Source organism: Streptomyces sp. NPDC047002 (genome assembly GCF_040704505.1).
Taxonomy (GTDB): domain Bacteria; phylum Actinomycetota; class Actinomycetes; order Streptomycetales; family Streptomycetaceae; genus Streptomyces.
The window spans coordinates 20,739-42,745 of record NZ_JBEYWC010000003.1 but is presented as its reverse complement, the minus strand read 5'-3'; the positions used below and the strand labels follow the sequence as shown (position 1 = coordinate 42,745).

Below are 22,007 nucleotides of genomic sequence, written 5' to 3'. Positions count from 1 at the left end.
TCAGGGCGGCGGGACGCGGGGCCGGGGCTACCGTAGGGCCCGTGATGTCCCTTCGGTACGCAGAGGACCGCTACCCGGGCGGGGACGAGGACGCCGGCATCGTCTCCCTGCACGCCTTCTCCTTCGGCGGCTTCTACGACCCCGACAACCTGCGCTTCGGCGCGGTGATCGCCTGCAACGAGGAGCGGCTGGCGCCCGGCGCCGGCTTCGGCGAGCACCGGCACAGCCACACCGAGATCGTGACCTGGGTGGTCAGCGGCGAGTTGACGCACCGCGACTCCGAGGGTCGTACGACCGTGGTGCGCCCCGGTGACCTGCAGCGGCTCAGCTCGGCCTCCGGGGTCAGGCACAGCGAGCGCAACGAGAGCGGCGGGCCGCTGGTCTTCGTGCAGATGTGGCTCGCGCCCGGGGAGCCGGGCGGCGACCCCGCGTACGACCTGGTGCGCGGCATAGCCGACGCCACGCCGTACGCCCTGCCCGAGGCCGGCGCGATGCTCCATGTGCGGCGGCTCGCCGAGGGCGAGCGCTCGGCGGTGCCGGACGCCGCGTACCTCTATGTGCACGTCGTGCGCGGCGCGGTGCTGCTCGGCGGAGAGGAGCTGCGGCCCGGCGACTCGGCGCGGATCACGGACGCCCGCGGCCTCGAACTCGCCGGCCACGAGGGCCGCTCCGAGACGCTCGTGTGGGAGATGGCCCCGCCGGGCTGAGACATGCGGCGGCGGCCGGGGCGCGGGCCCCGGCCGCCGCGGCTGTGGCGGGTCAGGCGGCCAGCGCCCGGCGCAGCGTGTCCACGGCGAGGCGGATCGCCGCGTCGGCCGCGTGGGTCCCGCGCAGGGCGTTGAGCATCACGAAGTCGTGGATGATGCCCTGGAAGCGGACCGCGGTGACCGGGACGCCGGCGGCGCGCAGCTTGTTCGCGTACGCCTCGCCCTCGTCGCGCAGCACGTCGGCCTCGCCGGTGATGACGAGGGCCGGCGGCAGCCCGGCCAGCTGCTCCTCGGTGGCGCGCAGCGGGGACGCGGTGATCTCGGCGCGCTGGGCGGGGTCGGTCGTGTACTGGTCCCAGAACCACTTCATGCCCTCGCGGGCGAGGAAGTAGTTCTCGGCGAACGTGCGGTACGAGCCGGTGTCGAAGGAGGCGTCCGTCACCGGGTAGAACAGCACCTGCTGGACGAGCGGGACGTCCCCGCGCTCCTTGGCCATCAGGGTCAGCGCGGCCGTCATGTTCCCGCCGACCGAGTCGCCGGCGACGGCGATCCGGCCCGCGTCCAGGCGGTGCGCGGCGCCCTCGGCGACGATCCAGCGCGCCACCGCGTAGTTCTGCTCGATGGCGACCGGATAGCGGGCCTCGGGGGAGAGCGCGTACTCGGGGAAGACCACGGCTGCGCCGGTGCCCGCGGCGAGCTCGCGCACCAGCCGGTCGTGGGTGTGGGCGTTGCCGAAAACCCAGCCGGCGCCGTGGATGTAGAGGACCACGGGCAGGGTGCCCGTGGCGCCGGCGGGCCTGACGATCCTGGCCCGTACGGAGCCGGTGGGGCCGCCCTCGACGGTGACCCACTCCTCGTCGGCCGCGGGATTTGCCGCGGCCGAAAGCTCGTCGAGGCCGTCCGACTGCACCTCGTCGACGGCGGCGCGGCCCTCGGCGGGCGGCAGCTGGAAGAGGAAGGGCGGCTTCGAGGTCGCCTCGGCGAAGGCGGCGGCGGCCGGTTCGAGCACGGGGGCTGCGGGGGTGGTGGTGCTCTCGGACATGGTCTTCTCCTCGTTCCGGCGGGACGCGGTGGGTGCGCTGCCCTGCCCTCGGTTCCGTCAGGAGGGTTTCCCTTCGGACAGCCAGAAGACTAGGACACATTTAAATCGTGCGCAAGCTAATGGGGGAATGGTGACGTGAGGACGGTTTACCCGTGCACGAGGAAGTAGCCCCACGGCCGATCGTGGGCGAGGAGTTACGCTGGAGAGGTGGCCGCCCGGTGACGGACGGGCGGCCGCCGCACCGCCGCACACCGGACGAAGGAGAGCAGGCATGAGCGCGGACCAGGACGCCCGCACCGACGGGCGGGCCGCGCAGGGAGAGCTGTCCCTGCTGCTCGACGACCAGATGTGCTTCGCGCTGTACGCGGCCTCGCGCGCGGTCACCGCGCTCTACCGGCCCCTCCTCGACGAACTCGGCCTCACCTACCCGCAGTACCTGGTGCTGCTGGCGCTCTGGGAGCGCGACGGGGTGCCGGTGAAGAACCTGCGCGCCGCGCTCCAGCTCGACTACGGCACGCTGACGCCGCTGCTGAAGCGGCTGGAGGCGGCGGGCCTGCTGCGCAGGCAGCGGCAGGCCGACGACGAGCGCACGGTCCGCATCGCGCTCACCCCCGAGGGCGCGGCCCTGCGCGAGCGCGCCCGCGCCATCCCCGGCGCGATCGGCGAGGCGATGGGCCTGGGCGAGGAGGAGTTCGACCGCACCCGCGCCAGCCTGCGCCGCCTCACCGGCAACGTCACGGCCCGCACGGAGAGCAGGGCCTGATCACGGGCGCCCGCGCTGCGCCGTCCCGCGCGGCCACGGTCGGGCCCGACGCGCGAGGCAGCGGGGTCAGGCGGCCCGCAGCTCCGCAAGCACGGCGTCCGTCAGCGGGGGCCAGGCCTCGACTGCCCAGGGGCCGAAGTCCCGGTCCGTCAGGGCGACACAGGCAGCGGCGGCCTCCGGGTCCACCCACAGGAACGTGCCGGACTGCCCGAAGTGGCCGAAGGTGCGCGGCGAGGACGCGGCGCCCGTCCAGTGCGGCGACTTGCCGTCCCTGATCTCGAAGCCGAGGCCCCAGTCGTTGGGCTTCTGGCCGCCGTAGCCCGGCAGCACACCCGAGAGCCCGGGGAACTGCACCGTCATCGCCTCGGCCACCGTGCGCGGGTCGAGCAGCCTGGGCGCCTGGAGCTCCGCGGCGAACCGCGCCAGGTCGGCCGCGGTGGAGACCGCGCCGCGGGCCGGCGAACCGCCCTCGGGAAGCTCCGTCGCCGCCATGCCGAGCGGTTCGAGCACGGCCTCCCGCAGGTAGTCGGGGAAGGCGATACCGCTCGCCCTTGCCACATGCGCGCCCAGCGCGTCGAACCCGGCGTTCGAGTAGACGCGCCGGGTGCCGGGGGCCGCAAGCGCCCGCTGCTCGTCCGGCGCGAGGCCGCTCGCGTGCGCCAGCAGGTGGCGGACGGTCGACCCCTCGGGCCCCGCGGGCTCGTCGAGTTCGACCGCGCCCTCCTCGTACGCCACGAGCACCGCGTAGGCGGCGAGCGGCTTGGTCACGGACGCGAGCGCGAACCGCAGGTCCTGGGGTCCGTAAGCGCCGGCGACGGTGCCGTCGGCGCGGACGACGGCCGCCGCCGCGTGCGGCACCGGCCACCCGCCGACCTGGCGCAGGGACCGCAGGGACTCCGCGGCCTGCGGGGGCGGCGCGGACGGCGAGGACTCGTGGCGCTCCATGCGTCCGACCCTAGTTCAGGCCGCGCGGGGGCCGGGAGCGGGGGCGGCCCGGCTCACAGCAGGAGGCGCATGGCGGGCGCGTGCGTCGGCCGGAAGCCGAGGGACGCGTACAGCGGCGCGCCCTCCTGCGACGCGTGCAGGTCGACCTTGACGACCCCGCGCCGCCGGTACCAGGCGAGCAGCGCCTCCATGCAGGCGCGGCAGCAGCCGCGCCGCCGCATCGAAGGGTCGGTCGCCACGCTGAAGACATGGCCGCCGAGGCCCGCGTGGTCGCCGGGGGAGCCGAGCCCCTGCGTGACGGTGCCGACCACGCAGGCGGCGAGGACACCCGGCCTGCCCGGCGTGTCCACCACGAACGCCGCCAGGTCCCCTTCTGGCTCCGCGAGCGCCCGCCGCAGGATCGCGACGCTGGCGGGCTGCCAGGAGTCGTCGTCCGCATGGGGGTTGAGGGATTCCAGCATGACGGCGCGCAGCCGTACGAGCTCCTCGGCGTCCCCGGGGCCCGCGGCCCTCGCGGTCGGGGCGGCGCGCGGCGCGGCGAAGGCGATCGGCTCCATGGCGCGCAGCGTAGGGCGTGGGCCCGGGCGGCGGTACCGGTTTGCCCGCGCCCCGAGTCGCCCTTGCTTCGAGCGCACTCCAAGGAATTAGCGTGGGGGCATGACGCTGACCGAGAGCACACCGGTGGACACCGCCGCCACGGACGCCTGTGCCTCAGGACCGTCGGGGCACCCCAGGCCCGAGGGGCAGGACCAGTACACGATCAGCGAGGTCGCCGCCTTCACCGGCCTGACCGCGCACACCCTCAGGTGGTACGAGCGGATCGGCCTGATGCCGCACGTCGACCGCTCGCACACCGGCCAGCGCCGCTTCAGCAACCGCGACCTCGACTGGCTCTCCCTCGTCGCCAAGCTCCGGCTCACGGGCATGCCCGTCGCGGACATGATCCGCTACGCGGAGCTGGTGCGCGCCGGGGAGACCACCTTCGCCGAGCGGCGCGAACTCCTGCTGCACACACGGCGGGACGTCCTCGCGCGGATCGCGGAACTCCAGGACACGGTCGCCGTACTCGACCAGAAGATCGGCTTCTACGCGGACGCCTCCCAGGCGTCGGAGAGGTGCTGAGCACCGATGAGCGACACCACGCCCCCCACCCTGATCCGCCTGGGCGCGAACGGGCCCGAGGTCGGCCCGCAGGGCTTCGGCTGCATGGGCATCAGCTTCGCCTACGGCCCGAGCGACCTCGCCGAGTCGCGCGCCACGCTGGAGCGCGCGCTTGAGCTGGGGGTGACCCTGTTCGACACCGCGGCGGCCTACGGGGACGGCGCCAACGAGGAGTTCCTCGCGCCATTCTTCGCCGCGCACCGCGACGAGGCGGTGGTGGCCACGAAGTTCGGCCTCGCCATCGACCGCGAGGACCGCACCAAGCGCATCATCGACAACGACCCCGCGTACATCAGGCGCAGCGCCGAGGGGAGCCTGTCCCGGCTCGGCGTCGAGGCGATCGACCTGTACTACATGCACCGGCGCGACGTGCGGTACCCGATCGAGGAGACCGTCGGCGTCATGGCCGAGCTGGTGCGCGAGGGCAAGGTGAAGCACCTGGGGCTGAGCGAGGTCACCGCCGACGAGCTGCGCGCCGCGCACGCCGTGCACCCGATCGCCGCCGTGCAGTCGGAGTGGTCGCTGTTCAGCCGCGACATCGAGGCCAGGGTCGTCCCCGCGGCCGCCGAGCTCGGCGTCGGGCTCGTGCCGTACTCGCCGCTCGGCCGGGGCTTTCTGACCGGGGCGTTCGTCAGCGCGGACAAGGAGCTCGGCGAGGACGACGTCCGCCGGCAGCAGCCCCGCTTCACCGGGGACAACGCGGCGGCCAACGCCGCCCTCCTCGAACCCGTACGGGCCGTCGCCGCCGCGCACGGCGCGACGCTCGCGCAGGTCGCCCTCGCCTGGGTGCAGCAGCGCGCGGGCGTGCACGGCGTCAGCGTCGTGCCGATCCCCGGCACCCGCAGCCGGACCCGCGTGGAGGAGAACGTGGGCGCGACGCACCTGATCCTGACCCCCAGCGAGCTGGACGTCCTCGAACCGATCGCCTCCCGCGTCGCGGGCGGCCGCTACGCGGACATGAGCTTCACCTCCGCGGGCCGCGAGTAGCCCGCGCGGGACACCGGCGCCGGGCTCACAGCTCCGCGAGCAGCTGGGCCTTCTTCGAGGTGAACTCCTCGTCCGTGACGAGGCCCGCGCTGTGCAGCTCGCCCAGCTGCCTGATCCGGTCGGCGACCGAGCGCCCCGGGTCGGCGGCGGGCGCCGGGGCGTGCCGCGGCTCCCCGGGGTGGGAGCGTGCCGAGGAGCCGCCGCGCACCGCGGCGAGCACGGCGGCGGCGAACGGCAGGGACTCGTGGACCGGCCCGTAGCCGACGCCGAAGACCACCGCCGACGGGTCGAGGTCGGGCCGTGCGCGCCGGTCCGCCTCCGCCGCCGTCGGCTGGCCCGGCACGGAGGTGCGCAGGGCGGGCTGCGCGGCGGCCGGCTGCCGCGCGGTCAGCCGCAGACAGCCGTCGGAGCCCTCGGGGGAGCGCCACTCGACGCCCTGGAGGTCGCCCACCTTGAACGTCTGGTCGCCCGCCTTCCACTTGGCGGTCGACGCGCCCGTCCACGACCAGCGGAACGACACCTCGCTGCCGTCGAACGCTGCCCTGCCGTCGTACGCCTTGAAGGCGAGCGGCGCCTCGGGCGGCGCCACCAGCTGCTGGTCCGCGGGGTACGCCCGGGCCGCCGGGTCCAGGGGGCGCCGGGCCTCCAGCGCCTTGCGCAGCTCCCGCGCGTAGAACTCGGCGAGGGTCTCGCGGCCCGCGGGTACCACCAGGCGGTAGGGGTCGTACCCCTCCTTGAGCTGCCCGGCCGCCACGTCCATCAGAGGGTCGGCGCCCGGCCGCACCACGGCGTGCAGCACCACGGTGCCGCGCCTGCCGGGGGAGACCGCCACCGACGCCAGCGCCTCGTGGGGGATGCGGCGCTCCCGCAGCACCTGGAACAGCCTGGGTGTCCGTATGCCCCGTCCGAAGCGGATGAGCACGGAGTCGCCCTCGAACTCCCAGGTGGCGTGGATACCGGCCAGTACATCACCCATGTGCCACATATTAGGCGGCGTTCGCCGCCACGTCTTCAGCCCGAACGCGGAAATCTACGCGCGTCAGGAGTTCTCTCCGGCGTGGATTGAGCCGCGGCAGCCCGAAACGTCCCCCGCGCACACCACGGCACCGTAGTCGCCGACGGCGATGTCCGCGAAGTTGTCCAGGCTCGTCGTGCCCGGCTGGAAATAGCCGGCGTGGCCCTGCGCGCCCGCAGCCGAGACCACCCGGGCGCCGAACCCGGCGGAGACCGGGTCGGCGCCGTGGCCGAGGCCCACCACGTCCACGTAGGGGATGTCCTGGATCCAGTCGCCGGTGTCCCGCATGGCCCACACGCGCGCCCGGGTGTGCAGGCCCGCCGCGCTGCCGACCCGCATGCCGGGGCTGCCTGCGACGGCCACGTCGACCACGCGCCGCGGCAGGCCGCGCGCGGCCACGCCGCACACCACGGAGCCGTAGCTGTGGCAGAACAGCGAGACGGGCGCCGCGCCGGGCAGCGCCCGCGTCAGCGCCGTCAGGCGTACGGCACCGGCCCGCGCGAGCGTCCCTATGGCGGCGTCCATGCCGAGGCCGGCGGGCGCCGTGTAGTCGGCCCAGGCGATGACGGCGGTGCTGGTGGAGGGGGACGCGGCACGCTCGGCGGTGTAGAGCGACGCGCCCATGCCCGAGGGGGCGGTGTACCACTTGCCGGTCTTCTGGAACGTCAGCACGTTGGTGTCCACCCCCGGCACCACCACCGAGATCCTGCGGGCGTGCGCGAGGTCGCCGAAGACCTCGGCCGCGCGCCCGGTGCCCGAGGGGTCGAAGGCGAGGAAGTCCCTGCCGGGCTCCAGCATCGACGCGTACTGCTGCTCCGTCCTGGCCGCGAGGTTCCTGCCCTCGGGCGAGAGCTGCGTGTCCTCGGCCCTGCGGCGTTCCACGGCCGCCTCCTTGCGCAGCGCGAGCCGGTTGGCGCGGTAGCGCAGGGAGACAGGGGCGCCGTTGAGGTTGCCGACCACCAGGGGGTAGCGCGAGACGAGCCGGGAGCGCTCGCCCGAGGTGAGCGCCCCGAAGAACGCGGCGATGCGGCGGGGCGAGGAGCGCGGGTCGGGCAGCCTGCGGTGGCCGACCGATCCCTTGCGCCACGAGGCCACGGCCGCCTTGAGCGGGTCGGCGGGGCTCTGGCCCCGCTGTACGGCGGTCCAGCCGGTGGTCGCGAGCATCACGAACACCACGGCGAGCGCCAGGAGCGTCCGCCACGTCAGCAGAGCGGGTGAAGAGGCGAAAGGAATCACTGGCAGGCCACCCTAGAGCGCGTCGTCAGGCGCTCCCCGCAGCGGGGGCGACAGGTCACGCACCGATCACGTAAAGGTCACATCTTGTGCCAGGCTAGCCGAAGCGCGGCCGTCGGGAACACAGCCGGCCGCCTCCGCTGGGCCGTCCGCCGTACGCCAGTCGCCCGCCAGGGACGGGCGCAGCGCGTCCAGATACGTCTCGGTCAGCGCCATCAGCGCCTCCACGCTGGTCTCGTGCCCCGCCCCGCCCCAGACGCGGCCCGCCATGCGCAGCACCCCGCAGACGGCGGCGACGGCGGCGCGCGGCCTGGGGTCGCGCTCGATGTCGAGGCCCTCGCGCTCGGCGACGATCCGGGCTATCTCCTCCTCCGTCTCGCTGCCGCGGCGCAGGTGCGCGGAGAGCAGCGCGGGGGTGGACTCGATCATCCGGTAGGCCTTCATCACCAGCTCGACGGGGGCGACGTCCTCGATGGTCTCGCCGATCTGGGCCCAGCCCGCGGTGATCGCGGCGCGCAGCGCGCTGAGCGGGCCCTCCTCGGGGGGCCGCACCCGCAGCTGCTCGACGAACTGCCCCTCCACCAGCGAGACGATCGCCAGGGCGACGTCCTCCTTGCTGGCGAAGTAGCGGAAGAACGTGCGCTGCGAGACCTCCACCGCCTCCACGATCTCGTCTACCGTGGTGGCCTCGTACCCCTGGGTGGTGAAAAGCTGGAGCGCGACGCGCATCAGGTCGTCCCGCGTGCGCTGCTTCTTGCGCGCGCGCAGACCTGTGGGCCGTTCTGCCGCTGTGTCCTGCCCGACGCTCACTGTGGGGGAACCTCGCTCCTTCTTCCGGCGTCCTGTTCTTGCGGTGTCCCGTTCCTCCGGCGCCCTGTCGGACCGACCGGGGCGTTCCCGCCGGTCACGCCCCTTCACCACGGTAGTGCCGGCGGCTGTGAGCCACGTGACAGTTACCGACTTGTGAATTGGTTTGTCAACTGTCAGCTACTGACATTAGCGTGTGCGGTATGACAAGTCAGACCACCGTCGCTCAGGCGCCCCCGACGACGGCGCCGTCCAAGAAGGGGCTGCGCGGCCACCCCTGGCTGACGCTCATAGCCGTGGCCGTCGGCGTGATGATGGTGGCCCTCGACGGCACCATCGTCGCGATCGCCAACCCGGCCATTCAGAAGGACCTCGGCGCCTCGTTCGCCGACGTCCAGTGGATCACCAACGGCTACTTCCTGGCCCTGGCGGTGGCGCTGATCACCGCGGGCAAGCTCGGTGACCGGTTCGGCCACCGCCAGACCTTCCTCATCGGCGTGGTCGGCTTCGCCGCCGCGTCAGGAGCCATCGGCCTCTCCCACACCATCGCCCTCGTGGTCACCCTGCGGGTGTTCCAGGGCCTGTTCGGCGCACTGCTGATGCCGGCGGCGCTCGGCCTGCTGCGCGCCACCTTCCCCGCCGAGAAGCTCAACGCGGCGCTCGGCATCTGGGGCATGGTCATCGGCGCCTCCACCGCGGGCGGCCCGATCCTCGGCGGTGTGCTCGTGGAGCACATCAGCTGGCAGTCCGTGTTCTTCATCAACGTGCCGGTCGGCGTGGTGGCGCTGGTGCTCGGCGCCTTCATCCTGCTCGACCACCGCGCCGAGAACGCGCCCAGGTCCTTCGACGTGCTCGGCATCCTGCTGCTCTCCGCGGCGATGTTCTGCCTCGTCTGGGCCCTCATCAAGGCGCCGACCTGGGGCTGGGGCGCGGGCAGCACCTGGCTGTTCATCGGCGTCTCGATCGTGTGCTTCATCGTCTTCGCGCTCTGGGAGAACCGCGTCAAGGAACCGCTCATCCCGATGGCGCTGTTCAAGTCCGTCCCGGTCTCGGCCGGCGTGGTGCTGATGGCGCTGATGGCCATCGCCTTCCTCGGCGGACTGTTCTTCGTGACGTTCTACCTCCAGAACGTGCACGGCATGAGCCCGGTCGACGCCGGACTCCACCTGCTGCCGCTGACCGGCATGATGATCGTCGCCTCGCCCGTCGCCGGCGTCCTGATCACCAAGGTCGGGCCGCGCATCCCGCTCGCCGGCGGCATGATCTTCACGACCGTCGCGATGCTCGGGATGTCCCGCCTCGAAGTCGGCACGGGCACCGCCACCATGTCGCTCTGGTTCGCGCTGCTCGGCCTCGGGCTCGCGCCCGTCATGGTCGGCGCCACCGAGGTCATCGTCGGCAACTCGCCCATGGAGCTCTCCGGTGTGGCCGGCGGCCTCCAGCAGGCCGCCATGCAGATCGGCGGCAGCCTCGGCACGGCGGTGCTCGGCGCCGTCATGGCCTCGCGCGTCTCCGACAAGCTGCCGGGCAACTGGACGGGCGCGGGCCTGCCGCCCCTGACCTCCGGCCAGATCGGGCAGGTCTCCGAGGCGGTCCAGGTCGGCGTCGCGCCCGTGCCGAAGGGCGCACCTGCCGCGATCGCGGAGAAGATCACGGCCGTCGCACACGACACCTTCATGTCGGGCATGACGCTGGCGTGCCTGGTGGCCGCGGCCGTCGGCTTCGTGGCGATCTTCGTCGCGCTGTTGACGAAGCGCGGGGAGAATGCGGCCGCGGCCGGCGGAGCGGCGCACATCTGACGTCAACGCACGGCTGACAGAGGGTCAAACACACAGCTCGGAGGGGCCCGCCGGATCGTTTCGGCGGGCCCCTCCGGCTGTCTGCGGCCGCCCCGGCGGGCAGGCTGTCACCGCAGCCCGACCACACCACGACCGACGGGGGTCCCTCACCATGCGACGTACGAAGAGAACGACGGCGCTCGCCCTGCTCGCCGCGGCACTGTCCTGCGCCCCGGCCTGGGCCGCGCCGACCGGGGCCGCCCCGGCCCCCGCGCCGCGCGGCGACTGCGCGCCGGGCGAGCTGTGTCTGTGGCCCGATGGCCGCTACGGCGGCCCCCGGAGCCGGTACGAGCTGACCGGCCTCGTCGTCCAGGACTGCGTACGGCTGCGTGGCGCCGGCTCCGCGCTCTCGCTCGCCAACCGCCTCGGCCGCCCGGTGACGGTCTACCAGTCCGACGAGTGCGAGGAGACCGGCGAGTTCGAGACCTACCCGGGCCACGGCACCTGGGTGCCCAGGTCGCCCTACCGCGTGCGCGCGTTCAAGGTCTGGGAGCACTGAGCACCGGCCGGTGGCCGGGGGAGTGCGCACGGCGAGCGCGGGTACGCGGACGTGCGAAGGTCCGAACAGGCCTGTGGTTCCGGGCCGGTAGCTCCGGAAGGAGACACGTCATGGCGGGCTTCGGCAGCACCCGAACACGCATGAGCCCCCGCTCGCGCGGCCGGATGGGGTCGCGGAGCGGGCCGGACCGCGCGACATTCGGGATCATCGGACTCGTCTGCGCGATCGCGGGGTTCTTCGTCCTCGGCATCGTGCTCGGCCCGATCGCGCTGATCACCGGCTGGCTCTCCATGGACCGGCGGTGGTCCAACCGCCACGTCCCCGCGGTGATCGCCGTGGTGCTCGGCGCCATCGACACGGTGATCGCCCTCACCACCCTGTTCTGACCCGGGCACCCCCGGGGCACGCAGCCGGGGGACGGCGGTCCCCACCACCGCCCCCCGGCGCCTTCACCCGCGCCCGCCCCGTTGATCACTCTTGACGTAGTCACGACAGCGATGGATATTTGTCCGATCTTTGTGATGACTGTGTGACTCCTTGGGGTGGGATGTGAAGGGTCGAGGGTAGGGTGGAGTGCGGTGCGCCGAAGACAGGTTGCACTGACGGCTCTGGTGCCGCTTGTGGCGTGCGTGGCAGTGGGGCTCGAATCCCCCGGGGCGGCTGCTCGGTCGCCCCGCTCGACAGCTCTCGAGCGCGTTTCTCCGGGAGCGGAGGCGACGGCGCGAGCGACGCGGAGCGGCGAGCGTGTCGAGGTGGATGCTCTGCGCACCGAGGCGTCGCAGGTTTTCGCCAATCCTGACGGGACGTTCACTCAGGAGATGGACGCAGCTCCGGTGCGGGCCCGTAAGGACGACGGAAGCTGGGCGCAGATCGACACGACGCTTGCGAAGACCTCGGACGGAGGGGTCCGCGCGAGGGCGACCACGACGGATGTGCGATTCTCCGGAGGAGGCGACGCACACCTGGTGACGCTGTCCAAGGGCGCCCGATCCCTTTCCCTGCAGTGGCCCCATGTCCTGCCTCGCCCCACGGTCGAGGGGAGTTCGGCGACCTACGCGGACGTTTTGCCTGGCGTGGACCTGAAGGTCACCGCGGTGAGTGCCGGTTTCACCCAGGTACTGATCGTCAAGGACGGTGAGGCGGCCGCCAATCCCGAGCTGGAACATCTCGAACTCTCCGTAGCAGGCCACGGCGTACGCATACTCCCGGGGCGCGACGGCGGCCTGAACGCCGTCGACGCCGACGGGGCGACGGTCTTCGCAGGTCCCCCGGGTCGCATGTGGGACTCCAGGGGCGACTCCACGGGGCCCCGGCCCCCCGCGCGGTCACATGCCGAGCACGCCGTCCTGGGAGCGCAGGATCCCGTAGGGGGCAGCGGCGAGAGCGAGGACCCTGCGCAGGGACCGGGCGCAGGCGACAGAACAGCGGGCGTCGATGTAGTGGTGGACGGGGGGAAGCTCGCTCTCAAGCCGGACCTGCAGCTGCTCCGGGGCGGCGACACGGCCTACCCCGTCTACATCGACCCTCCGGTCAAGGGCCTGACCCGCACCGACTGGACGGCCTTGTCCTCGGACGGCGACCGATTCTGGGAGTGGCACGGCGACAAAGGCACCGGCCGCTGTTCCAACTACGCGGGCTACCTCTGTTCCGACACGCCCTATACCCAGCGGCTCTACTTCGAGTATCCGATGGCTTCGCTCTACGGTAAGAAGATCCTCGATGCGACCTTCGAGGCCTACCAGACCTGGACATTCACCTGTGATGCACACTGGTACGACCTGAGCCTCGTGAACAAGGGCATATCGTCGACCACGAGTTGGTCCTCGAAACCCACGGCCGTCGACCTGATGGGGGACCGCAACGTCTCCTACGGCCGCGGCAGCCTGTGCAGCCCGTCACAGCCCGCGAACTGGGTCCGCTTCAGCGACAATGTCGGCGCCGAGACGAACGAGAATCTCACCCCCACCGTGCAGAAGTTCGTGGACGGCCGAAAGCCGGAGATCACGTTCTCCCTCGCCCCGCACGACGAGAGCACTACTGCCGCGTGGGCGCGCTTCCGCGACGACGCCAAGTTGTCCGTCACCTACGTGTCCACTCCGAGCCTCCCCAGCCCAGTCGGGGTGCAGCAAGGATCCACCGGGTCGGCGTGCAACGCCTCCGGCCAGCCCTTCGCCACCAGCGACACCACTCCGAAGATGTATGCCACCGTGCAGTCCGGTGACGGTGGCAACGCGCAACTGCGCGCCCAGTTCGAGGTGTGGAAGGCGGACGGGTCCTCGAAGGTGTGGAGCGCGGACTCCCCGACCAGCGAGTGGGTCGCCGACAACGCCAAACGCGACGCGACGACGAGCGCACTGGCCCCGCAGACCGACTACCGGGTACATGCCCGTACGCAGGCCCATTACACGACAGACCGCGGTGCGACAGGGACACTCACCTCCGCTTGGTCGTCCTGGTGCTACTTCCGCGTGGACACCGACAGCCCTCCGCCGGTCGCCATCGCCAGCGCTGACGGGAAGTACCCGTCGGCGGACAGCAGTCCTGCGTCCGGCAGCGTAGGGGAGAGCGGCAGCTTCACCTTCACCCCCGGGGACGCCGATCCGAAGACAGCGGGCCTGCAATCGGACGTCACTTCCTTCACGTGGCGGCTCAACAGCGGCGCCGTCTCGTCCGCGGTCAAGGTTGCCAGGGGCGCCTCACTGACCCGGAAGATCACGCCTGATCAGGCCGGTGAGAACACGATCCAGGTGTGGGGGTACGACGACGCGGGCCACAGCTCACTCACGGGCTACTACAGCTTCAACGTGAGGGGGGCCGAGCTGCCTTCGGGCATCTGGCACCTCGACGGCACCGGAGACGACAGCACCACCGGGCCGGCCCACCCGCTGAGCACCGGCGGGACAGCGGCCTACACCGCCCTGGCACGTTCGGGTCCGCAGGCGCTGAGCCTCGACGGCACGAGCGGTTACGCCTCCACCAGCAGCGCAGTCCTCGACACGAGCAAGAGCTTCTCCGTGTCCGCGTGGGTACGGTTGGGCGACGACACGCGCAACTACACGGCCCTGTCCCAGGCGGGCAGTGTCGCCTCCGGGTTCCAGCTGTACTACTCGTCGGCCTACCGAGCCTGGGTGTTCAACCGGCATGCCGACGACGTCGCAGGCCCCACGATCATCAGATCGCTCTCGTCGAAGCCGCCCACGCTCAACGTGTGGACCCATCTCGCCGGCATCTACGACGCCGCCGACCAGACGATCCAGCTGTACGTCAACGGCCGGCCGCAGGGCGACCCCGTCGCGTTCACCACGCCGTGGAAGGCCACAGGCGGACTCCAGGTGGGCCGTCTGCACGCCGAAAGCGTCTACAAGGAGAACTACTCCGGCCAGATCGACGAGATCCACGTGTGGTCGCGGGCCCTCGCCGAACCGGAGATCGTGCAGGACGCGGCACTGGAGGACGAGGACGCCTCGGACGGGCAGGCGGGCGACCCGGTTACGTCGATCGTCGGCGACTGGGAGGCCCCTACTGCGGCCGGGACCGCCATCGAGGACACCTCCGGGTACGGCCACTCCATGGCCCTTCACGGCGCGGCGCTGTCAATCGACCCGGACACCGTCGGGAACCCCGATGTCGGGCTGCCGACCCGGCAGGTCCTCGCTCTGAACGGGAGCAGCGACTACGCCTCCGTGCCGGGGCCTCTCGTCGACGACACCGGATCGTTCACCGCCACCGCCTGGGTCCGGCTGGACAGCAGCCAACTCGCCGACACCACCAGGAGCTACAAGGCGCGGGTCTTCGGCCAGACCGGGACGGCCCAGTCGTCCTGGGGGCTGTGGTACGAGCAGCCGGCCGGATCCACCATCGGCAAGTGGCACTTCGGCCGCCCGGACAAGGACGCAACAGGCGCCACATGGACCGTGGCGCAGTCCGACATCGCCGACAAGGACACATGGGTGCGGCTGACGGTCGTCTACAACGCGCAGCAAGCCTCGGACGATGCGAGCGACTCGACGACGCGCGGCGGGCTCTTCGTGTACGCCGACACCGCCCAGATCGACGGGGACAGAGGCGTCGCGTACACCGCGCCCTGGCAGGGGAGCGGCGCCTTCGAAGTGGGCCGGGCACGCAGCGACGGCACGGCATCGGCCTACTTCCCCGGCCACATCGCCAACGTCCGGCTCTGGGCCGGAGCCATGAGCACCGGCGCGATCGGCGATCTGTACGGCGCCGAGCAGTAGGCCCCACCGCACGTTTGCCCGACCTGGGCCGGGGCTCCGCTGCCCCGGCCCGGGCTTCCACTGCTGCGCTCCCTCAGCGACGAAGAGCGCACCCGCCACCACGAGCCAAGGAAGCCGTCACACGTGAACGCATCATCACGCGGCAGCAGACCCCCCAGCGCAGTACACCGTTGGCTGGGTCGAGGTGCTCTTGCCGCAACCCTCGTCCTCGTACCCCAGCTCGCTGTCCCCGGCACCTACGCTGCCGCCCGGCCCGCAGCGCGTGCGATCATCGACCTCCCGGCCGTACCCGAACCGAAGATCGACAAGGTCCTGCCGTACAAGGCCCCGCCGCGCCAGAGTGCGAACAGAGCCGCGGCGGCGGCCGACATGACGCGGCAGAAGCTCTCCCGCAGCCGTTGGCCCGGCGCCGGGACGACCACGATGCACCTCCGCACCTCCGACAGGGCGCAGGGCAGCGTCGGGACCCTGCCTGTCACCTTGGAGCGGAGCGCACGAAGAGGCGTCGGCACATCCGGGCACATCGCTGGCACAGACATACGCCTACGTGTCTACGACCACGCAGACACCGCCAAGGCCCACGTCAACGGCGCCCTCATGGCCCTCACACCCATGCGCCGCGCTGACGCCGGGCTGCACTTCTCCCTCGACTACTCAGGTTTCGCCGACGCCTTCGGCGGCTCCTACGGATCTCGGCTGCGCCTGGTGCAACTTCCGTCCTGTGTGCTGAGTCGGCCGCAGGCCCCGCAGTGCCGTAGCCAGAAGCCGATGGACACCCGCAACGACACCACACACCAGACACTGTCCGTCACTCTGGCTCCGGAACAGCTGACGACCTCGCAGCCTCTTCTGCTGGCTGCTGCCGCAGACGCATCCGGTGGGGGAGGGGACTACGGGGCAACTCCCCTCAGCCCCTCCGCGACCTGGGAGGCCGGGGGCAGTACCGGCGACTTCACGTGGAGCTATCCACTGCGCGTCCCGCCGGCAACGGCCGGCCCGGCACCCAACCTCGCGCTCAGCTACAGCGCGCAGAGTGTTGACGGCAGGACCTCCTCCGAGAACAACCAGACCTCGGTGGTCGGCGAGGGCTTCGACATGACGGAGTCCTACATCGAGCGGAAATACGGATCCTGCAAGGACGACGGGAACGCAGGGAAGGGAGACCTCTGCTGGAAGTACGCCAACGCCACCCTCGTCCTCAACGGCAAGGCCGCGGAGCTCGTCAACGACTGCGACACCACCTCGGTCTGCGACAGCGCAGAGAAGTCCGAAGGCGACGGGGGGACCTGGCGCCTGAAGAACGACGACGCCACCAGGGTGGAGCACCTTACGGGGAACACCAGTAACGGTGACAACAACGGCGAGTACTGGAGGGTCACCACCACCAACGGGACCCAGTACTACTTCGGCAAGCACCGCCTCCCCGGATGGAGCGACCACGGCAGCGACGCCGACGATCCCGTCACCAACTCAACCTGGACGACCCCTGTTTTCGGCGACGACGCGGACGAGCCCTGCCACGCAAGCACCTACGCGGCCTCCAGCTGCAACCAGGCATGGAAATGGAACCTCGACTACGTCGTCGACCCCCACGGCAACGCCATGACCTACTGGTACGGCAAGGAAAAGAACAACTACGCGAAGAACGGCGACGACACCCCTACCACCAGCTACACGAGGGCCGGCTACCTCAAGCACACCGACTACGGTCTGCGTGCAAACAGCCTCTACACCAAGCCGGCCGCGCAACGGATCACTTACACCTATGCCCAGCGCTGTGTCGCCACCGACTGCTCCAGCTTGACGAAGGACACCAAGGCGGACTGGCCCGACGTGCCCTTCGACCTCATCTGCGGTGACGGCAAAGCATGCCCGGGCAAGATCGGCCCCACCTTTTTCACCCGGTACCGCCTCACCGACATCACCACGTCCGTCTGGACCGGCTCAGGCATGGACCGCCGCCAGGTCGACAACTGGCACCTGACCCAGAATTTCCCAGCGTCCGGCGACGCCTCCTCGCCCAGCCTGTGGCTGCAGTCCATTCAGAACACCGGCAAAGCGGGCCCCGGTGAGTCCTCCCTCCCCCCTGTCACCTTTGACGGCGTCCAAATGCCCAACCACGTCGAGGGCGGAGAAGACACCCTGCGCTACTACAAGTGGCGCATCCGCAAGATCACCAGTGAAACCGGGGCCGTCCTCACCGTCAACTACTCCGACCCGCAGTGCATTCGTGGCACCACCATGCCCGCGTCCGAAGACGCCAATACGTTGCGCTGCTTTCCCGTCTACTGGTCGCAGAACGATGCGACACCGCAACTGGACTGGTTTCACAAGTACGTCGTCACCTCGACATTCGAAGAGGATCCGACGGGCGGCGGTGACACGAAAGAGACGCGCTACTCCTACGACGGAGGCGCGGGCTGGGGATACGCCGACGACGACGGACTGACGAAGCAGAAGTACCGAACATGGAACCAATGGCGCGGATATCCCAAGGTCACCGTCATCACCGGGGACGGAACGGGTCCCACAAGCAAAACCGTGACGCTCTATATGCGGGGCCTGGACGGCGACAAGCAGAAGGACGGATCCACAAGACGGGAAAAGGTCACCGACACCACAGGCGCCGCAATCGACGATTCCCGCCAGTACGCCGGCTTCGTCCGTGAGATGGCGGCCTACAACGGCACGGAGGTCATCAGCGACACCGTCAACACGCCGTGGTCCCACCGCACGGGCAGACACGTCTACGACTGGGGCACCACAGAGTCCTGGTACATGGAGCCGGCGGCAGTCACCACCCGAACCAAGACGTCCTCCGGAACCCGAACCACGAAGGTCACCACTAGCTACGACAGCACCTACGGAATGCCTGTCAAGGTCGACGACCAGGGAGACATCGGAAAGAGCGGTGACGAGACCTGCCAGACGTCGACCTATGCGCGGAATACTGCCGACTGGCTCGTGCAGTACGCAGCACGCGTCGAGACCTACGCGAAAGACTGCGCCACCACTCCCGAACTCCCCGATGACACCATCTCGGACGTCACCACCGGATACGACGGCCAAGCAGTCGGTGCCGCGCCCACGAGAGGCGACATCACCTCCTCGTACCGGCTCTCCAGCTACACCGCGGGCGAGCCGGACTACCAGAAGATCTCCACGTCGGCTTACGACGCCCTCGGCCGCCCCACCGCGGCAACCGACGCGCTCGGCCACACGACCAAGACCGCTTACACCCCCGACGACAACGGCTATGGTCCTTTGACCAGTACCACCGTGACCAACGTCAAGGGATACGCCAGTACGACGGAAGTCGATCCGGCTTGGGGAAGCGCCACCAAGCTGACGGACGCCAACGGCAAGACCACCGAATGGGCCTTCGACGCCCTGGGACGCCTCACCGCTGTCTGGAAGCCCAACCGCGCGCGTTCCCTCGGCGACACGGCAAGCATCCTCTACACGTACAGCGTCACCAAGGACAAGGCCACTTGGGTCCGCACGGACACCATCAGAACAGACGGCAAGACCTACAACACGGCCTACGACATCTACGACGCGCTGCTGCGTCCCCGACAGAAGCAGAGTCCCGCCTCGGGCGGCGGCCGCACGATATCCGAGACCCTTTACGACGACAGGGGCCTCGCCCACGTCACCAACGAGCAGGTCTTCAACAACAACACCCCCACCGGCGCCCTCGCCAACACCATCCCCGGATCCGTCCCCGCCTCCACGGAAACCCTCTACGACGGGGCCGGCCGGGCCACGGCGTCCGTCTTCCGCGTGTACGACCAGGAACGGTGGCGCACCGCCACCGACGACCAAGGGGACCGGGTCGCCGTCACTGCGGCCCCGGGGGGCTCCGGCACACTCACCCTCAAGGACGCCCGCGGACGCGTCACCGAGCGCCGTGAGTACGCGGGACCCAGTCCCACCGGATCGGACTACACCACAACCGCCTACACCTATTACCCGGGGGGACAGATCAAGACCATGACGGGCCCCGACCGGTCCGTCTGGAGCTACACGTACGACATCCGGGGCCGGCAGACCAAGGCCGTGGATCCCGACAAGGGGACTACCACCACAACCTACGACGACGCCGACCAGGTGCGGACCGCCACCACTCGCGTCGACGGCCGATCCACCACGCTCATCACCGACTACGACGAACTCGACCGCCCGACGGGCACCTGGAACGGCGTCAAGGATGACGACCACCAGTTGACCAAGCTCACGTACGACACCGTCGCCAAGGGGAAGAGCGCCGCTTCCATCCGCTATGTCGGTGGAGCAAACGGAAAAATCTACGCCAGCCAGATCACCGGCTACAACGCCGACTACCAACCCACAGGCGCCAGGACCGTGCTCCCCGCAGACGATCCGCTCGTCAAAGCCGGAGCACCCCAGACCTTCACCACCAAGACTGCCTACAACCTCGACGGAACCATCAACAACACTGTCCTGCCTGCCGCCGGCGGGCTCCCGATCGAGACCGTTGCCTACACCTACAACAACCTCGGACTGGTCACCTCTGTCGATGGCAGTACCGACTACGTACGCCAAGTCGCCTACACCCCCTATGGCGAAACAGAACAGACCACTCTCGGTACGTCGACCACAGCCAAGCAGCTCCAGATAACCAACCGATACGAGGACGGCACCCGCCGCCTCTCCAACACCCACACCCTCGACCAGACCAACCCCGGGTACACCAGCGATGTCGACTACGCGTACGACACCGCCGGAAACGTCACCTCCATCAACAACAAGGTCGGCGGACCGGACACCCAGTGCTTCACCTACGACGGACACCAGCGTCTGACGGAGGCATGGACCCCCGGCTCGCACGACTGCGCCACCGCGAAATCCCCCGGCACGCTGGGTGGCCCGGCACCCTATTGGAACTCCTGGACCTACACGGTCGCCGGACTCAGGGACACCCGAACAGTCCACACCGCGATCGGCGACACCAGCACCACATACACCTATCCCAGCGTCACCGCGGACGGAACAGGGCAGCCCCACACCCTGACGTCGTCCACCACTGACGGCAGAACAACTTCCTATACATACGACGAGGCAGGCAACACCACGCAACGGCCAGGCGCCTCGGGCAATCAGAAACTCGCCTGGGACAGCGAAGGACACCTGTCGAGCCTGACCGAGAACGGCAGTACCACGCACTACCTGTACGACGCGGCCGGCCAACTCATGATCCGGCAGGGGCCGGACGAGACGGTCCTCTACCTCCCCGGACAGGAAGTCCACTACCACCCGGCCACCGGCACTTTCACGGCCCAGCGCTACTACACCGCGGGCGACGGCACCGCGCTGCGCACCAACACAGGACTCAGCTGGATCGTCGACGACCACCACGGCACCGCCACAATGATCGTCGATGCAGCCTCACAGCAGGTGACCCGACGCTACACCGACCCGTTCGGGGCGACGCGGGGCAGCCCACCTGCCGCATGGCCTGACGACAAGGGATTCCTCGGCGCACCGGAAGACCCCTCCACGGGACTCACGCAGGTCGGTGCGCGGCAGTACGACCCTCAGCTCGGGCGCTTCCTCTCCGTCGACCCTGTCCTGGACCAGACGGACCTCGAGTCCCTGAACGGATACGCATACGCCGACAACAATCCCGTCACCCTCTCCGACCCGACCGGGCTCCGTCCCATCGGCAACTGTGAACGCGGCTGCGCCAACAAGGACGGCAGCACCACCTTCGACTATCTGACCCCAGGTTTCAGCGGAGGCTGGACCTACCACTCGACCCGGATCTACGACCAGCAGGTAGCGATCTCCTCCGGCAGGACACACACCTCCGGGATCATGACGACCATCCTGCGCCAAGACGGTCCGGTGAAGAGGGTCCAGGTAGTTTTCAAGAAGGGACCTGAGCCCAAGCCCCGCGAAGTTGTGTTCCACGGCTATGCCATGGGGACGAACCCCGACTACTCCCCAGACGTCTCCGACGACTGGATCGACCGAGGGAAGCTCGCCACCTGGCAGAAAGTGCTGGTCGGCACCCTTTCCGGCGCCGGTCTTCTCGTTGCCGTGGCCCCCATCGCGTCCCTGGGCGCCGGCAGTTGCCTCGCAGTCGCTGTGGCCTGCGCAGAAGGAGCCGCAGACCTCATCTCCGGACCGGCAGCCGGCAGCGGTGCGACTGCTGGTGGCGGAGCAGTCGTCCTCGCAAGCAAGGCCCGGGCCGAAGCCAAGGGAGCAGAAGCCGGCCTGCCGGAAGTCGCAACGCTGTACGGCCCTTTTCACAGAAAGGGATCTCGCACGCAGGGGTCTGCGGTTGCTCAGATGCAGATTGATTCTGGTGAGCTTTGGGGAAGGACTCCACGGTTCGCTCCGCGGCCAACAGTACAGGCGTACCGAGGACCGCTGCCCCCTGACGCGAAGTCGGGCAGCATCGAGTTCTATACGACTGTGAAGCCGAAGCCGCAAAAAAACTCAATAAAAGGATATGTCGAATGGGAGGAAGGGTATGAAGATGTACGTTCTTTCCTGAAGGACGGTGATGATTGGGCTGCTATCCCAATCATCATTACTGCCGAACATCGCTGAGCACTCTCAAGTATCGCCACTCGACGCCGCCCATGGATTGGCGGTCGCGGTTATGCGCGGGTCGGGTGCGTGTTTGATCTTCGAGGTGCGCGCCCAAGTCCAATCGAAGGCGTGTAGCGTGTGCTCTGGGACCGGACCGCCATCCGTTCGGTTCCGGAGCGGCGTTACGCAGACGGGAGTTTCATGAAGAAAATTC

General features: G+C 69.9%; 15 protein-coding genes. 9 read left to right on the top strand and 6 right to left on the bottom strand.

Annotated elements, in window-relative coordinates:
• Positions 1–44 precede the first annotated feature (44 nt).
• Positions 45–707, top strand: coding sequence for a pirin family protein (locus tag AB0910_RS04655; RefSeq protein WP_366743056.1), 663 nt, complete (start codon positions 45–47; stop codon positions 705–707).
• Between the two features lie 52 nt (positions 708–759).
• On the opposite strand, the gene AB0910_RS04650 is transcribed toward AB0910_RS04655, so the two are convergent.
• Positions 760–1,749: an alpha/beta hydrolase gene (locus AB0910_RS04650; RefSeq protein ID WP_366743055.1), complete on the bottom strand. Its 990-nt coding sequence runs from the start codon at positions 1,747–1,749 to the stop codon at positions 760–762.
• Positions 1,750–2,020: 271 nt separating this feature from the next.
• Here AB0910_RS04650 and AB0910_RS04645 point away from each other — a divergent pair, with 271 nt between their 5' ends.
• Positions 2,021–2,512, top strand: a complete 492-nt coding sequence (locus AB0910_RS04645) for a MarR family transcriptional regulator (RefSeq protein ID WP_366743054.1) — start codon at positions 2,021–2,023, stop codon at positions 2,510–2,512.
• Positions 2,513–2,578: 66 nt separating this feature from the next.
• Here the strand turns inward: AB0910_RS04645 and AB0910_RS04640 are convergent, their stop codons facing one another.
• On the bottom strand, positions 2,579–3,457 hold the full coding sequence (locus AB0910_RS04640) for a serine hydrolase domain-containing protein (RefSeq protein WP_366743053.1): 879 nt from the start codon (positions 3,455–3,457) through the stop codon (positions 2,579–2,581).
• Positions 3,458–3,510: 53 nt separating this feature from the next.
• Entirely contained in the window at positions 3,511–4,014 is a 504-nt protein-coding gene (locus AB0910_RS04635; RefSeq protein WP_366743052.1) for a GNAT family N-acetyltransferase, read from the bottom strand.
• A gap of 100 nt (positions 4,015–4,114) precedes the next feature.
• Between AB0910_RS04635 and AB0910_RS04630 the strand changes: the two genes are divergently transcribed.
• Positions 4,115–4,579, top strand: a complete 465-nt coding sequence (locus tag AB0910_RS04630; RefSeq protein WP_366743051.1) for a MerR family transcriptional regulator — start codon at positions 4,115–4,117, stop codon at positions 4,577–4,579.
• A gap of 6 nt (positions 4,580–4,585) precedes the next feature.
• The gene (locus AB0910_RS04625) at positions 4,586–5,605 is read left to right on the top strand and encodes an aldo/keto reductase (protein WP_366743050.1); all 1,020 of its coding nucleotides are present in this window, start codon (positions 4,586–4,588) and stop codon (positions 5,603–5,605) included.
• Between the two features lie 25 nt (positions 5,606–5,630).
• Here AB0910_RS04625 and AB0910_RS04620 read toward each other — a convergent pair whose 3' ends face one another.
• From AB0910_RS04620 to AB0910_RS04610, 3 genes are all read right to left on the bottom strand, one after another.
• Entirely contained in the window at positions 5,631–6,581 is a 951-nt protein-coding gene (locus AB0910_RS04620) for a DUF4429 domain-containing protein (protein ID WP_366743049.1), read from the bottom strand.
• Between the two features lie 63 nt (positions 6,582–6,644).
• Positions 6,645–7,856, bottom strand: a complete 1,212-nt coding sequence (locus AB0910_RS04615; RefSeq protein WP_366743048.1) for an alpha/beta hydrolase — start codon at positions 7,854–7,856, stop codon at positions 6,645–6,647.
• A gap of 66 nt (positions 7,857–7,922) precedes the next feature.
• Entirely contained in the window at positions 7,923–8,663 is a 741-nt protein-coding gene (locus tag AB0910_RS04610) for a TetR family transcriptional regulator (RefSeq protein ID WP_366743047.1), read from the bottom strand.
• 200 nt (positions 8,664–8,863) lie between these two features.
• Here AB0910_RS04610 and AB0910_RS04605 point away from each other — a divergent pair, with 200 nt between their 5' ends.
• The 5 genes from AB0910_RS04605 to AB0910_RS04585 all read left to right on the top strand — a co-directional run bounded on the left by AB0910_RS04605 (position 8,864) and on the right by AB0910_RS04585 (position 21,811).
• Positions 8,864–10,459, top strand: a complete 1,596-nt coding sequence (locus AB0910_RS04605; RefSeq protein ID WP_366743046.1) for an MFS transporter — start codon at positions 8,864–8,866, stop codon at positions 10,457–10,459.
• A 151-nt stretch (positions 10,460–10,610) separates the two neighbouring features.
• Positions 10,611–10,997 (top strand): peptidase inhibitor family I36 protein, encoded by a 387-nt coding sequence (locus AB0910_RS04600; RefSeq protein ID WP_366743045.1) that lies wholly within the window; start codon positions 10,611–10,613, stop codon positions 10,995–10,997.
• A 110-nt stretch (positions 10,998–11,107) separates the two neighbouring features.
• Positions 11,108–11,383, top strand: coding sequence for a small hydrophobic protein (locus tag AB0910_RS04595; protein ID WP_366743044.1), 276 nt, complete (start codon positions 11,108–11,110; stop codon positions 11,381–11,383).
• A gap of 432 nt (positions 11,384–11,815) precedes the next feature.
• Positions 11,816–15,232: a LamG domain-containing protein gene (locus AB0910_RS04590; protein ID WP_366743043.1), complete on the top strand. Its 3,417-nt coding sequence runs from the start codon at positions 11,816–11,818 to the stop codon at positions 15,230–15,232.
• Positions 15,233–15,355: 123 nt separating this feature from the next.
• A complete protein-coding gene (locus AB0910_RS04585; protein ID WP_366743042.1) occupies positions 15,356–21,811 on the top strand; it encodes an RHS repeat-associated core domain-containing protein in 6,456 nt (2,151 codons plus the stop codon).
• Positions 21,812–22,007 lie beyond the last annotated feature (196 nt).

Coding starts and splice junctions, on each gene's coding strand:
- AB0910_RS04655 (WP_366743056.1), top strand. CDS start 45: ATGTCCCTTCGGTACGCAGAGGACCGCTACCCGGGCGGGGACGAGGAC.
- AB0910_RS04650 (WP_366743055.1), bottom strand. CDS start 1,749: ATGTCCGAGAGCACCACCACCCCCGCAGCCCCCGTGCTCGAACCGGCC.
- AB0910_RS04645 (WP_366743054.1), top strand. CDS start 2,021: ATGAGCGCGGACCAGGACGCCCGCACCGACGGGCGGGCCGCGCAGGGA.
- AB0910_RS04640 (WP_366743053.1), bottom strand. CDS start 3,457: ATGGAGCGCCACGAGTCCTCGCCGTCCGCGCCGCCCCCGCAGGCCGCG.
- AB0910_RS04635 (WP_366743052.1), bottom strand. CDS start 4,014: ATGGAGCCGATCGCCTTCGCCGCGCCGCGCGCCGCCCCGACCGCGAGG.
- AB0910_RS04630 (WP_366743051.1), top strand. CDS start 4,115: ATGACGCTGACCGAGAGCACACCGGTGGACACCGCCGCCACGGACGCC.
- AB0910_RS04625 (WP_366743050.1), top strand. CDS start 4,586: ATGAGCGACACCACGCCCCCCACCCTGATCCGCCTGGGCGCGAACGGG.
- AB0910_RS04620 (WP_366743049.1), bottom strand. CDS start 6,581: ATGGGTGATGTACTGGCCGGTATCCACGCCACCTGGGAGTTCGAGGGC.
- AB0910_RS04605 (WP_366743046.1), top strand. CDS start 8,864: ATGACAAGTCAGACCACCGTCGCTCAGGCGCCCCCGACGACGGCGCCG.
- AB0910_RS04600 (WP_366743045.1), top strand. CDS start 10,611: ATGCGACGTACGAAGAGAACGACGGCGCTCGCCCTGCTCGCCGCGGCA.
- AB0910_RS04595 (WP_366743044.1), top strand. CDS start 11,108: ATGGCGGGCTTCGGCAGCACCCGAACACGCATGAGCCCCCGCTCGCGC.
- AB0910_RS04590 (WP_366743043.1), top strand. CDS start 11,816: ATGGACGCAGCTCCGGTGCGGGCCCGTAAGGACGACGGAAGCTGGGCG.